Here is a 13566-nt window from a genome sequence, read left to right as displayed (position 1 = left end):
TATTAACAAAGTTATCAACTTTTAGTGGCTACATTTTGGGGCTTTTATTAGGCAAACTTCTGCTGTTGCTATAAAGTATGTTTTAACTTCCGTTATATGAGGCGTGGCAATCTCGAAAATTTGTCTCTGAATACGGGATTGCTTCGTCCGTTCCTCCCTCGCAATGACGTGTGAAAGAGAAAACTAGAATTCCAATAGCTTAATTTTAGCCTCCGTCTCCTGCCACTCTTTTTGAGCTTCGGAACCCTTGTTGATTCCCCCTCCAGCATAATATATGATTTCTTTTTCTGTTATTTGAGCACAACGAAGATTCACATAGATATCAACTTCCTTCTCATAATTTATAAATCCCCAAAATCCTGTATATAATTCTCTATTATATAATTCGTTTTGTATAATAGTATTAAAAGCCAATTCTTTTGGGTAACCACAAACAGCCGGGCTTGGAGCGAATTTATTAATAAAATTGTTGATAAATTTCCAAATATCAGAATTATTTTTTGATTCGAATTTTGTGAGCAAATGTTCGATATTTCCCATTTGCAAATGTTCGTTTTTAATATCATAATTTAATCCCAAGTTTTCAAAAAATTCTTTGATATAATCTACCACAAATTTTTGCTCGGCTTGTTCTTTATTACTCCAGTTTTCTGTATTTTTATTTTTAGTTCCAGCCAAAGCCATCGTTTCCAAACTGTCTGCTCCCATTTTGAAAAGAACCTCAGGGCTTGCTCCTATCCATGTTCCTGTGGCTTTGCTCGAAAATAAATTCACGAAACAATTGGGGAATTTTTTACACAAACTATTATAATACTTTATTAAATCTGCAGGTTTGTCCCTCGTTTTGGTGCGTGACAAAACAACTTTTTTTAATCCCGAATCTAAGAGGATTTCAGTATATGTTTTTTGAAAAACGGTATTATAGTCTTCTTGAGAATCTTGTGTGCTGATATTTGTACTATAATAGCACTCAAAGCCAGCAGATGCTATAGGCTGCAAATCGTTTATAATATATAATCCTGTATAAAGTTGAAAAGGTTTAACAACAAATACCAATTCTCTTGGAGCAAATATATAATTCTCGGAGTACGAAATTTTACCTCGATAAAAAACAGTTTCTTTGCCAGGCAAGCGACTCGCTATAAAAGCCTCTTGTTCCAATTAGGAGTTTTTTAGTTTTTGAACTTCCACCACAGCCATAGTTAAACGGCAAATGCATGCCAAGTTGCCTTCTTCGTCTTCAATGCGTATTTGCCACACATGCGTACTTTTGCCCAAATGAAAAGGCGTGGCAATGGCATACACATATCCTCCCTTCACCGACTTGAGATGATTGCCATTAATATCCAAGCCTAAGGCTACATATTTTTCGCGGTCTAAACATAAGTTTGCAGCCATACTTCCCGTGCTTTCTGCTAATGCCAATGATGCTCCCCCATTCAACAATCCCAGGGGCTGGCAAGTACGATGATCAACAGGCATGCGGGCTTTTAAAAAATTTTCGCCTAGCTCAATAAACTCCATGCCCAGGTGCTCGTTCAGCGTGTTTTTGCAGCGGTCGTTTATCTCGGCTAAGGTATATTGTTTGCTTAAGGTAAATGCGGGTATACTCATAATTTGGTGGTGCAAAAATAATGGGAAATGTACTATTTATAGTATTCGTATATATATTTTATTCTGTTATCTATTCCATTAAAATAAGTGCATTCTCTTATGAGTCCATTCGGGTAATATTTATAATAGTATTTAGCGTGGTCTTTCTCTTTATATATTTGCTTTTGATTAGAAAAATATTGTTTGCTTCTATCAATTTTGTTAAGTTTATCACTTCTAAATAAAGAATCTATTGATTCAATTAAAGTATCACTACAGGTTATATTACGAATGGTTTTCCACACTTTATTATATGGGAAATATTCGAAAATCTCTAACCTCATTCCATTTTCTATATTAGAATAGTAGACCTTATTGCTATTATATTTACTTGCAGTGGAGATAAAAGAATCTATTTTGCCCGATTTGTTATCATAATAATATTTTTGAGAATACCATATATTACTATCGCTGGTATTCCAAGATTCATAAGAAATTTTATTTCCTAATGAATCAAAAATATTTCTTTCTAGATGGGCTCCAATCCATTTATTTTCAGAATAGCTATTAACACAATTTAATGTTCCTGAATCATTTAATGAATAATACTCTTGTATTGTATTTGATTTATATCGGTCTCTCCTTTTTGAAGGTATACATTCTAAATAGTCATTCTTAGTAATTCTACCTTTAATACCGAAACTCAATATATAATAGTCCAAGAGAAAGGGACTAATTCCCCCGCATCCCGATAATTATCGGGATTAAGCGGGGCTTTCGGGATGTAGTTCGGCATTACCATTCTTAACCTAAAATAGTCCAAAGACTATTTTAGGTTAAGAATTGGTATAATATCATATTCCTTAATACTCTTAAATGACTTCTCTTGATAAATACTTTCCCTTTTTATTTTATACTTTTTTGCATCATCATTATATCTTTCGGGAGTCATTTCCCTTGTCTGCCCCCAACCCCAAAAAGGAATCGCCAATAATAGTATTAAAATAAATCTGGCCATTGGGTCAAAAGTAAAATAGAAGTTTTAGATTGCAAAACATTTAACCACGGAGTTACACAGTGTGTGGCACAGAATTACACTGAGATTAAGTAAAAAACTTATTGCAACTCTGTGCGTTATTACTCTGTGCAACTCTGTGGTTAAAAAAACTACTTATTCGCCAACTGTCCGCAAGCCGCATCAATATCCTTTCCACGGCTGCGGCGGGTCATTACGGTGCATTTGTTTTTATATAATATATCTTTAAATATTTTTAAACGATCTTCAGCGGAGTTTACAAATTCATTATCACCAATGGAATTATATTCTATTAGATTTATTTTGCTCGGAACTCGTTGTGAAAAACTGCTGAGTTCTTCCGCATCTTCGGGGTTGTCATTAAAGTTATTAAAAACTATATATTCCAACATTACTTTTTCTTCTGTCTTATTGCAAAAGTATAATAATGCTTCTTCCAATACTTGCAAATTATTGCTATCATTAATCGGCATCATGTGGCTGCGTTTCTCGTCGTTGGGGGCATGCAGCGATACGGCTAAATTAAATTTCACATCATCATCAGCCAATTTTTTAATCATCTTTGCAATGCCCGCAGTGGAAACTGTTATTCTGTTATGCGATAATCCAAGTCCGTCATTTGATATACACATCACTGTACTTTTCAAAACATTATCATAGTTTAATAAAGGTTCGCCCATACCCATATATACAATATTTGTAAGATCCATATTATAATGCAGCAATGCTTGTTCTTTTATAATAAAAACCTGATCATATATTTCCCAATAATCCAAATTGCGGACACGTTCCATTTTTCCTGTAGCACAAAATTTACAAGTTAAACTACAACCAACTTGGCTGCTGATGCAGGCTGTCATCCTTGTTTCTGTAGGTATCAATACGCCTTCTACAATATTTCCATCATACAATTTGAGTGCATACTTAATAGTTCCATCACTACTTTTTTGTTGCGAATGTATACTCACCTTTGCAAGTATATAATATTCTTTTAGATGCTCGATAATATATTGAGGGAGTTCCTCTATTTCATCAAACGCTGATATATTTTTCTTCCATAGGTAATTGTATATCCTTCTTGCTCTCCTCAGCGAATCAGACCTTTCGCCCAATTCCTCCATAAGTTTTTCAAGTTGTTCTATATTATAAGAGCGAATGTTTTTCATTAGAAAAAATTACGAGTGACGAATTACGAATTACGGCAACCGTACTCATAATTTAGCATTCGTAATTCGTATTTATATTTTGAGTTTTGTCTTCATTTATTTTTGTATACTGCCTATAATTTTTAACAATTCATCTACTTCTTTTAGTAAATCATTTGCTTTTTCTTTTTCTAAATAATTTGTATCATATAATAATCTTATTCAATATTTACATTCTCTAGTTTCTTTATAAGCAATAGTGATTTTAGCAAAGAAGTCTTTTTCGCTTTGTCCTCCAATCCCTTCTTCAATGTTTGCATCTATTGAAGTTCCGCGTCGGAGTATTTGTTTCGATAGAACATATTCCTTCTTTTTTCAGTCAAATAACGATAAGTATTAATTATAAGAATCGCAAATGCATAACTTTTTATCTGTACTACCTTATCTTCTTTCATCGTAATTCGTAATTGGTAATTTGAAATTCTCTAAAAATAATTCGTAATTATTTAGCGGCCATCACAACCTCACGTTTCCGTTCCCCTATCTGCTGCCTCCACATTGCATAATATAATCCTTTTTCGGCAAGTAAATCTTCATGTTTTCCTGTTTCAACAACCTGTCCCCTTTCCAAAACATATATTTTATTGGCATGCATAATAGTACTTAGTCTGTGTGCAATCATAACCGTTATTTGCTGACGGTCGATACTGATTTGTTTTACAGTTTGACTAATTTCATCCTCGGTAAGCGAATCTAATGAAGAGGTTGCTTCGTCAAAAATTAATAATTGTGGGTCACGTAACAAAGCACGGGCGATGGAGATGCGTTGTTTTTCTCCTCCAGAAATTTTCATTCCGTTTTCACCAATATTGGTATCAATTCCTTTTTCAGCTCGAGCCAATAAATTTTGGCAGCTAGATTTATTTAATACATCCATTATTTGTTCGCCTGTGGCATCAGGTTTTACAAATTCCATATTTTCACGAATAGTTCCCGAAAACAATTGGGCATCTTGCGTAACAAAACCTATACGATGGCGAAATGCATCCATATCCACCTCATCGGCACCTATACCATTATAATATATTTTGCCATTTGCAGGTTTATATAATCCCACTAATAGTTTTACTAGGGTAGTTTTGCCAGCACCAGAAGGTCCAACAAAAGCAATGGTTTCACCCTGTTTGGCTTCGAAGGATATATTAGAAACCGCATCGTGCTGTGCTGTTTGGTGGCGGTATGACACATCCGTAAATCTAATCTCTTTTAAATGCCCTGTTTCTACCGGATTTTGAGGTTTGGCTTCAATAGGTGTATCAATAATTTTTTTGAAATTTGCCAGAGATATTTCTGCCTCACGTTGCATGATAATAATATTTCCAAACTCTTGCAAAGGACCAAACAAAAAGAAAGAATAAAACATAAAAGTAAGATAATCCCCAGGCAAAATCTCACGGCCAAAAATCAATACCAATAACATCAGCAGCATAATACTGCGGGTAAGTTGCACGGTAGTTCCCTGCAAAAAACTCAGGCTCCTTATATACTTTACTTTCTTTAATTCTAGACCCAAAATTTTAAAGGTGGTGCGATTCAATCGGGATATTTCCTGATCGGCCAATCCCAAACTTTTTACCAACTCAATATTACGCAACGACTCAGTGGTACTACCTGCCAATGCTGTAGTTTCACCCACAATTTTCTTTTGCATGATTTTAATTTTTCGGCCAAGGATAGAACTGATAATACCTACCACAGCTATCGCTACGACATAAATAGCGGCAATCTTCCAGCTTTTGCTAATAGCATAAATCATAATAAAAACAATACCCACCAAAGTTGAAAAAACAACACTAATAAAAGAAGTAATTAGTCTTTCAGAATCTGTTCTTACTTTTTGTAAAACTGACAAAGTTTCGCCGCTTCGTTGGTCTTCAAAGGTTTGAAACGGCAATTGCAAAGAGTGTTTCAAGCCTTTAGCATAAATATCCGCTCCCATTTTTTGAATGATAACATTCGTATAATAGTCTTGAATATTTTTAGCTACTCTTGATACCAAAGCAACTCCTACCGACAGACCTAAAAATAAAAAAGCAAGGTGCATATAATCTTCACGAGATAACTTATCATACTTCAGAACTATTTCATTGAGTATTTGTCCCGCTATCATTGGGTCAAGTAAAGAGAAGCATTGGTTGATGGCAGCCAATATCAAGGTAACGATTAATGTTTTCTGATAGGGCTTTAAATATTTGAGTAATAATTTCATATTTCGAGGTGCAAATATCTGTATATACAAGCACTCTTCTTTCCAAAAAATACAAACTGCCACATTTACGCATAAATTTGCCCCGTAAAAATGGAACGACCTATCAGAGTATTAGTAGCAAAAGTGGGATTAGATGGCCATGATCGGGGAGCCAAGGTGATTGCCACCTCGCTGCGTGATGCGGGCATGGAGGTGATATATACAGGTTTACGCCAAACCCCCGAAATGGTGGTAAAGGCCGCTTTGCAAGAAGATGTGGATGTAATAGGGGTGAGCATTTTATCGGGAGCACACAATACCGTATTCCCAAAAATTATCGGACTCATGAAGCAAGAAGGAATGGACGATGTGCTACTCACGGGCGGTGGAATTATTCCGAATGCTGATATGCAAAATTTGAAAGAAATGGGTGTGGGTCAATTATTCCCACCGGGCACGCCTACAACCGAGATAGCGGAATATATTAAAAATTGGGTCAAAACAAAAAGAGTATTATAATATGAAAGTTGTGATATTGGCAGGCGGACTTGGAACACGCCTCAGCGAAGAAACCGGAATGAGGCCCAAACCCATGGTAGAAATAGGCGGCAAACCTATCTTGTGGCATATCATGAAAATATATAGTCATTTTGGGTTCAACGATTTTGTGATATGTGCCGGCTACAAAAATTATTTCATCAAAGAATATTTTGCCAATTATGTATTGCATAATACAAGCATTACAGTCGACTTAAAAAACAATGCCATCGAATATCATAAAAGTGAAATTGACCCATGGAAAGTAACAATCGTTGATACGGGTAATGACACCTTGACGGGAGGCCGCATTAAACGTGTGGAGCCTTATCTCGATAATAGACCTTTCTTGCTCACCTATGGCGATGGCGTTGGCAATATTGATATTCCCGCCCTTATCGAATCACATAAAAATAGTGGCAAACATTGCACACTTACCACGGTTCAACCAGTTGGTCGATTTGGGGTGATTGATATAGAACCAAGCGGTGCGGTTTCTCAATTCCATGAAAAACCAACTGAGGGTGGAACTTGGATCAATGGTGGTTTCTTTGTTTGCCAACCCGAAATATTCAAATTACTCAACCACGATTATGATATTTGGGAAAAAGCACCTTTGGAAACCTTAGCAAATACAGGTCAATTGAATGCTTTCAAACACCAAGGATTTTGGAGACCAATGGATACACTAAAAGACAAAAACGATTTGAACGATTTATGGGAAAATAAACAAGCCGAATGGAAATTGTGGGAGTAATTCCAAATTAACTTTCCAAAAGTTATAACATACAAAAAAATGCACGAACTAAAAAACATATATCAAAACAAAAAAATACTTGTTACTGGTCATACCGGTTTCAAGGGTTCTTGGCTATGTGTGTGGTTGAAGATGATGGGTGCCCAAATAAAAGGATATGCCTTGGAACCAGAAAATCCATCATTATATAAATTGATAGAAAAAGATTTACAGATAGATTCCTATATAGGTGATATCCGTAACCGTGAACTTTTCAAACAAGAAATACTAAACTTTCAACCAGATCTTATTTTTCATTTGGCAGCTCAGCCTTTGGTACTTGCCTCATACGAGCAACCAATAGAAACTTTCGATACCAATGTAATGGGTACAGTCCACTTATTGGATGCCGTTCGTTTCCTAGAAAAACCCTGTGCAGTTGTATGTATTACTACCGACAAAGTATATGAAAATAACGAGTGGATATATCCCTATCGGGAAACAGATCATTTAGGCGGACACGATCCATACAGCTCCAGTAAAGCCGCTTGTGAGATTATTATACAATCATATAGAAGGTCTTTTTTTAATCTCGAACATTATAATAGACATCATAAAGCTATAGCAAGTGCACGTGCAGGAAATGTAATAGGCGGTGGTGACTTTGCAGTGAATCGCATAGTTCCAGATTTACTAAAGGCACTTGCGAATAACGAACCACTACAAGTGCGAAACCCCGAAGCCGTAAGGCCTTGGCAGCATGTATTAGAACCCTTGGGCGGCTATTTATTATTGGGACAAAAACTATATACTCACCCAACAGAATTTGCAGAAGCCTATAATTTTGGCCCTTGGTCACAGGACAACTTACCCGTTGAAGCACTAATAAAATTATTAATAGCAAGTTGGGGTAGCGGCGACTATCATACTCCCGAAAACCCAAACAAACTTCACGAAGCAGGATTGCTAAAACTAGATATTTCAAAATCCGTAAACAAACTCAACTGGCAACCCAAGCTCAATATCTCCACCACAGTAGATATGATAGTAGATTGGACAAAAAACTATACTCACCAAAACCCCTTCGAGCTGTGTAAAAAGCAGGTGGAAGGGTATGTAAATAATTGATATGATGGAAGAGATAAAACTCAAAAATATAAGGGATCAAATACACGAACTTACTGAAGCGTATTATAATATAAAATTCTCAAAAAAACCTTTTGAACCTGGTATCAACAATGTACCAGTCAGTGGAAAGGTTTTTGATGCGGAAGAACTAAAATATATCATAGATTCTTCACTTGATGGGTGGTTCACAACAGGAAGATTTAACAAAGAATTCGAGAAAGAATTAGCAAAGTATATTGGGTGCAGAAAAGTAATAACGGTTAACTCTGGTTCATCCGCTAACCTATTGGCATTCGCCGCACTAACATCTGAAGAACTGGGAGAAAGAGCAATAAAACCAGGAGATGAAATAATATCAGTTGCTGTTTCATTTCCTACTACTTTAAATCCTGCCATATCATTTGGCTGTATTCCTGTTTTTGTTGATATAGATATACCTACCTATAATATAAATGTTGAATTAATAGAAGAAGCTATAACTCCCAAAACAAAAGCGATAATAGTTGCACATACGTTAGGCAATCCATTTAATATAGAATCTATACAGCATATTGCAAAGAAACATAAGTTATGGATTATTGAAGATTGTTGCGATGCATTAGGTGCAACATTTAACGGCAAACATGTAGGCACTTTTGGTGATATAGCGACACTTAGTTTTTATCCTGCACATCATATTACTATGGGTGAAGGAGGAGCAGTATTTACCAATCACACCAAACTGGTTACTTTACTAGAATCTATTAGAGATTGGGGAAGAGACTGTTGGTGTGAAACAGGTTGTGACAATACTTGTGGTAAACGTTTCGAATGGCAATTAGGGGGATTACCTTGGGGTTACGATCATAAATATATATATTCTCGTATTGGATATAATTTAAAAATTACCGATATGCAAGCCGCTTTAGGACTGGCACAACTTCAAAAACTCCCAAAATTTGTAGAACAACGTAGAGACAACTATGCAAAACTATATAATGGTTTAAAAAAGTTTCAGGACAAAATTATTTTGCCTGAACCTACGCCCAATAGTAATCCTTCTTGGTTTGGTTTTTTAATTACCTTGAAAGAAAACGCAGGTATTGACAGAAATACGATTGTTAAAAAACTGTCAGAAGCTAAAATAGATACACGCTTATTATTCGCTGGTGATATTAGAAAACAACCTTATTTTGAGAGAGTAACTTATCGCGAGTCAGGCAGGTTATCAAATAGTGAAATAGTCTTATACAAAACATTTTGGATTGGTGTAACTCCAATGATTGGAGATAAAATGATAGCACATGTAATTAAAACATTTGATTCCATTTTTTCATGATATCAACTATTATACAAGAAGATATAGATAGCATTATTAAAGAGGATTTACCTTGGGAAAAATTTAAAGGTAAAACCATATTAATTACTGGAGCAAATGGCTTTTTACCCGCTTACTTATCTTATGTATTTATATATCTGAACAAACTAAAAAACTACGATATTAAATTAGTTTTATTATGTAGAAATAAAGAAAGAGCTGAGCTCAAATTTTCGCAATTTCTCGAAGATAGGAATATCCAATTATTAATTCACGATGTAAACCAACCTATTTCAATAGAGCAAGGTATTGATATTGTAATTCATGCGGCAAGTCAAGCCAGTCCTAGGTTTTATGGAGTAGACCCTGTTGGAACAATCAACGCAAATATTATCGGAACTAGTAATTTATTACAGCTTGCTCATCAGAAGAAATGTGAAGCTTTCTTATACTTTAGTTCAAGTGAAGTATATGGTGTTAGTAATATGGAGGGGGAACCTATCGCAGAAAATGATTATGGATATATGGATCCAACTAACGTGAGGGCATGCTATGGTGAAGGTAAAAGAGCTGGAGAAACTTTATGTGTTTCATGGATGCATCAATATGGAGTTCCTATAAAAATTGTTAGACCATTTCACACCTATGGTCCAGGTATGGACTTAAAAGATGGTCGGGTATATGCAGACTTTATTTCAGATTTAGTAAACAATAAAGATATAGAAATGAAAAGTGATGGCCTTGCAGTAAGGGCTTTCTGCTACTTGAAAGATGCAACGCTAGGTTTTATATATATACTCTTAAGAGGTGAAAATGGTCAAGCATATAACCTGGGGAATATAAATGGTCGTTCTTCCATTATTGAATTAGCTCAAAAATTAGTTAATCTTTTCCCGGAAAAAAAGATAAAACTAATTAAAAAAGAAGTTAGTAACCAAAACTATATTAAAAGTTTAGTAAATATAAATATTCCCAACTCTACAAAACTATGCGATTTGGGGTGGAACCCAACCACCATAATTGAAACGGGATTCAAAAGAACGGTATTAAGTTATACAATATGATAAAGGAAATACATAGCAAGTTTAAAAACACTGAAATTTCTAAACATGAATATATAGAACAAATGTATGTTGTTCATAATATATTATTCGAGTACCAACCTTTGCTTAAAAATAGTGAAATAGAAAGAATAGAAATAGATGCTAAAAATATTGTTTTCATATATAAACATACAGGCATAAAATTTATTTGCAGTATTGGAGATAAAAGATTAGCTCCACTTGATTCATTAAACTTTGGAGAATATGAAAGGGAAGAATTAGAAATGCAGTTTAGGATTATCAAACCTGAGTGGAATATTATAGATATAGGGGCAAACTATGGTTGGTATGCTTTGCAGATGGCTGCAAATTTTTCTGAAAACCATATCTATAGTTTTGAGCCTATTCCACATACATTTGAGCAATTAAACAAAAATATAGTATTAAACAATTGTAAGAATATAACAACAATTAATATTGGATTATCAGCAAACAGTGGCACATTTGATTTTTACTTCAACCCTCAACTATCTGTAAATGCAAGTCTTGCCAATGTTTCGGGAGATGAAAATATGCAAAAAATTGTGTGCACAGTTAGTACTTTAGATTCTGAAATAGACAAACTAAGTATTATACCTCACTTTATTAAAATTGATATCGAGGGTGCGGAGTTATTAGCTTTAAAAGGAGGAATTCAAACTATTGAAAAACACAAGCCCGCTTTTTTTTTAGAAATGCTTCGCAAATGGTCTGCTAAGTTTAACTATCATCCAAATGATATTATAAATTTGTTGACCACTAAAGGATATAGTTGTTATACTATACATGGTTCTTTTTTGCAAAGAACAAAAAAAGTAACCGAAGAGACTGTAGAAACAAACTTTATATTTTTACATTCCGAAAATCATTCTGATATAATTCAAAAATTAACGTAATGGATTTGAAAAAATTTGCATCCGATGTTAGAAAAACTGCACTAAATCTAGTGTTTCAAAAGAAGGCTTCTCATATTGGCGGGGCTTTTTCAATGGTTGAATTACTAACAGTATTATATAATAAAATTCTTAATAGTAATCCTGCAAATCCGAACGAAGAAAACAGAGACCGGTTTTTACTATCAAAAGGCCATGCTTGTTCTACACTTTATTCAACTCTTGCCTTAAAAGGATTTTTTACAATTGAAGAGTTATATCAATATACTGAAAACGGCAGTTATTTTACTTCACATATCAATCACAAAATTATAGGTATAGAACTTTCTACAGGAAGCTTGGGTCACGCTCTCCCTGTGGGATGCGGACTCGCCTTAGCTGCAAAAAGAAAATCGGAAACATGGCAAACTTATGTGATGGTAAGTGATGGTGAACTGAATGAAGGTTCTAATTGGGAAGCTATATTATTTGCTCCACAATATAATTTAGACAACCTCACACTAATTGTTGATTATAATAAAATTCAAAGCTTGGGCACGGTAGCCGAAGTAATGGAATTACATCCTCTTGCAGACAAGTTTAAAGCATTTAGGTGGGAAGTTTTTGAAATTGATGGTCATAATTTTGAACAAATAGAAGGAGCTTTTATTTCTGCAAAAAATATAAAAGATAGACCTTCTGTTATTATAGCCAATACCATTAAAGGAAAAGGTGTAGATTTTATGGAAGACGAATTGTTGTGGCACTATAAATCACCCGACAAACAGCAATTGGAAGATGGACTCAAACAAATAGAATCGGAAAAATAAGTATATATGAGAACAGCATTTATTAACCAATTAATAGTAGAAGCTCGCCAAAACAAAGAACTATTTTTGGTGGTGGGCGATTTGGGATTTTCTGTAGTAGAACCTTTTGTAGCTGAGTTTCCCGACCGTTTTTTAAACGCCGGTGTTGCCGAACAAAACATGACGGGCATAGCAGCAGGTTTGGCTATGGAGGGTTATAATGTATTTACCTATTCTATCGGGAATTTCCCCACAATGCGGGCTTACGAGCAAATACGTTACGATGTGTGTTATCATAACCTGAGTGTAAAAATTGTATCGGTAGGTGGCGGTTACGCTTATGGCCCATTGGGCACTTCACACCATGCTACTGAAGATTTTGGCATTATGAGGGTATTGCCCAATATGCTCGTAACAGCCCCCGCCGACCCGCATGAAGCAAAGGCAATTACTACCTTATTTTGTAATCATCGAGGTCCTGGTTTTATACGTTTGGGCAAAGCTGGCGAACCCAATTTGCACACACAAGCAGTTGAACTAAGTATTGGAGAAGCCTTATATATAAAAGAGGGTTCAGGAAATTTATATATTGCTACAGGTTCTATCTTAAAAGATGCAATAGCACACGTTATCCAAAATGACCCTACAGCAGGGATAGCTAGTTTCCCTTTTGTAAAGCCTATCGACAGTGTATTTATAGCCGATGCCGCCCAAAAATATACAAATTGGATAAGCCTCGAAGAGCATCAGAGCAATTGTGGATTTGGTTCTGCAGTTTTGGAATGTTTAAATGATTTATATAATAAGCAATCTATACCAAATATGCCCAAACTTAAGCGTATTGCAATCCCCGATAAGTTTATTGGCTATGCAGGAACACAAGAATTTTTGAGAAAAGAGGCAGGGCTTATTCTATAGTTTAATTTTATATGCTTGACTAGACTTATTATCGTTCACCTGAACAAGTAATAATTGGTTGCTGTATTCAAGTTACAAATGCAACTTTTGTTTTGCAAATTTAGATAAATAAAATTCATTTGGTGATAAATATTTTAATTTTTTTCTTGGTCTGTTGTTAAGCTT

14 protein-coding genes and 1 pseudogene are annotated in these 13566 nt (G+C 35.0%); 8 read left to right on the top strand and 7 right to left on the bottom strand.

Annotation, left to right across the window (positions count from 1 at the left end):
- Positions 1 to 183: 183 nt before the first annotated feature.
- The 7 genes and pseudogenes from SGJ10_01265 to SGJ10_01235 all read right to left on the bottom strand — a co-directional run bounded on the left by SGJ10_01265 (position 184) and on the right by SGJ10_01235 (position 6043).
- The gene (locus SGJ10_01265) at positions 184 to 1161 is read right to left on the bottom strand and encodes a chorismate-binding protein (protein MDZ4756752.1); all 978 of its coding nucleotides are present in this window, start codon (positions 1159 to 1161) and stop codon (positions 184 to 186) included.
- Positions 1162 to 1614, bottom strand: a complete 453-nt coding sequence (locus SGJ10_01260) for a hotdog fold thioesterase (protein MDZ4756751.1) — start codon at positions 1612 to 1614, stop codon at positions 1162 to 1164. It lies immediately after the preceding gene.
- Positions 1615 to 1646: 32 nt separating this feature from the next.
- Positions 1647 to 2300: a hypothetical protein gene (locus SGJ10_01255; protein ID MDZ4756750.1), complete on the bottom strand. Its 654-nt coding sequence runs from the start codon at positions 2298 to 2300 to the stop codon at positions 1647 to 1649.
- A gap of 119 nt (positions 2301 to 2419) precedes the next feature.
- The gene (locus SGJ10_01250) at positions 2420 to 2611 is read right to left on the bottom strand and encodes a hypothetical protein (GenBank protein MDZ4756749.1); all 192 of its coding nucleotides are present in this window, start codon (positions 2609 to 2611) and stop codon (positions 2420 to 2422) included.
- A 149-nt stretch (positions 2612 to 2760) separates the two neighbouring features.
- The gene (rlmN, locus tag SGJ10_01245; protein MDZ4756748.1) at positions 2761 to 3795 is read right to left on the bottom strand and encodes a 23S rRNA (adenine(2503)-C(2))-methyltransferase RlmN; all 1035 of its coding nucleotides are present in this window, start codon (positions 3793 to 3795) and stop codon (positions 2761 to 2763) included.
- Positions 3796 to 3891: 96 nt separating this feature from the next.
- A pseudogene (locus SGJ10_01240) lies at positions 3892 to 4229 on the bottom strand (four helix bundle protein).
- A gap of 47 nt (positions 4230 to 4276) precedes the next feature.
- Complete coding sequence (locus tag SGJ10_01235; protein ID MDZ4756747.1) at positions 4277 to 6043, bottom strand: ABC transporter ATP-binding protein; 1767 nt, start codon at positions 6041 to 6043, stop codon at positions 4277 to 4279.
- 90 nt (positions 6044 to 6133) lie between these two features.
- On the opposite strand from SGJ10_01235, the gene SGJ10_01230 reads away from it, so the two are divergent.
- The 8 genes from SGJ10_01230 to SGJ10_01195 are packed head-to-tail and all read left to right on the top strand — an operon-like array spanning position 6134 to position 13401.
- Entirely contained in the window at positions 6134 to 6541 is a 408-nt protein-coding gene (locus tag SGJ10_01230) for a cobalamin B12-binding domain-containing protein (protein MDZ4756746.1), read from the top strand.
- 1 nt (position 6542) lies between these two features.
- Positions 6543 to 7316: a glucose-1-phosphate cytidylyltransferase gene (gene rfbF, locus SGJ10_01225; GenBank protein ID MDZ4756745.1), complete on the top strand. Its 774-nt coding sequence runs from the start codon at positions 6543 to 6545 to the stop codon at positions 7314 to 7316.
- Positions 7317 to 7355: 39 nt separating this feature from the next.
- Positions 7356 to 8423: a CDP-glucose 4,6-dehydratase gene (rfbG, locus tag SGJ10_01220; GenBank protein MDZ4756744.1), complete on the top strand. Its 1068-nt coding sequence runs from the start codon at positions 7356 to 7358 to the stop codon at positions 8421 to 8423.
- Between the two features lie 4 nt (positions 8424 to 8427).
- A complete protein-coding gene (gene rfbH / locus SGJ10_01215; GenBank protein MDZ4756743.1) occupies positions 8428 to 9741 on the top strand; it encodes a lipopolysaccharide biosynthesis protein RfbH in 1314 nt (437 codons plus the stop codon).
- Positions 9738 to 10784: an NAD-dependent epimerase/dehydratase family protein gene (locus SGJ10_01210; protein ID MDZ4756742.1), complete on the top strand. Its 1047-nt coding sequence runs from the start codon at positions 9738 to 9740 to the stop codon at positions 10782 to 10784. The genes rfbH and SGJ10_01210 overlap by 4 nt, the downstream gene beginning before the upstream one ends.
- On the top strand, positions 10781 to 11698 hold the full coding sequence (locus SGJ10_01205) for an FkbM family methyltransferase (protein ID MDZ4756741.1): 918 nt from the start codon (positions 10781 to 10783) through the stop codon (positions 11696 to 11698). Before SGJ10_01210 ends, SGJ10_01205 begins: the two co-directional genes overlap by 4 nt.
- Positions 11698 to 12504, top strand: a complete 807-nt coding sequence (locus SGJ10_01200) for a transketolase (protein MDZ4756740.1) — start codon at positions 11698 to 11700, stop codon at positions 12502 to 12504. The genes SGJ10_01205 and SGJ10_01200 overlap by 1 nt, the downstream gene beginning before the upstream one ends.
- A gap of 6 nt (positions 12505 to 12510) precedes the next feature.
- Positions 12511 to 13401 carry a transketolase C-terminal domain-containing protein gene (locus SGJ10_01195; protein MDZ4756739.1) on the top strand — a complete coding sequence of 297 codons (891 nt, stop codon included), beginning with the start codon at positions 12511 to 12513 and terminating at the stop codon, positions 13399 to 13401.
- Positions 13402 to 13566: the final 165 nt, after the last annotated feature.

It is taken from the genome of Bacteroidota bacterium (genome assembly GCA_034439655.1).
Taxonomy (GTDB): domain Bacteria; phylum Bacteroidota; class Bacteroidia; order UKL13-3; family UKL13-3; genus CANJUD01.
Note: the sequence above shows the minus strand (reverse complement) of the source record. Positions and strands in the feature narration are given on the sequence as shown.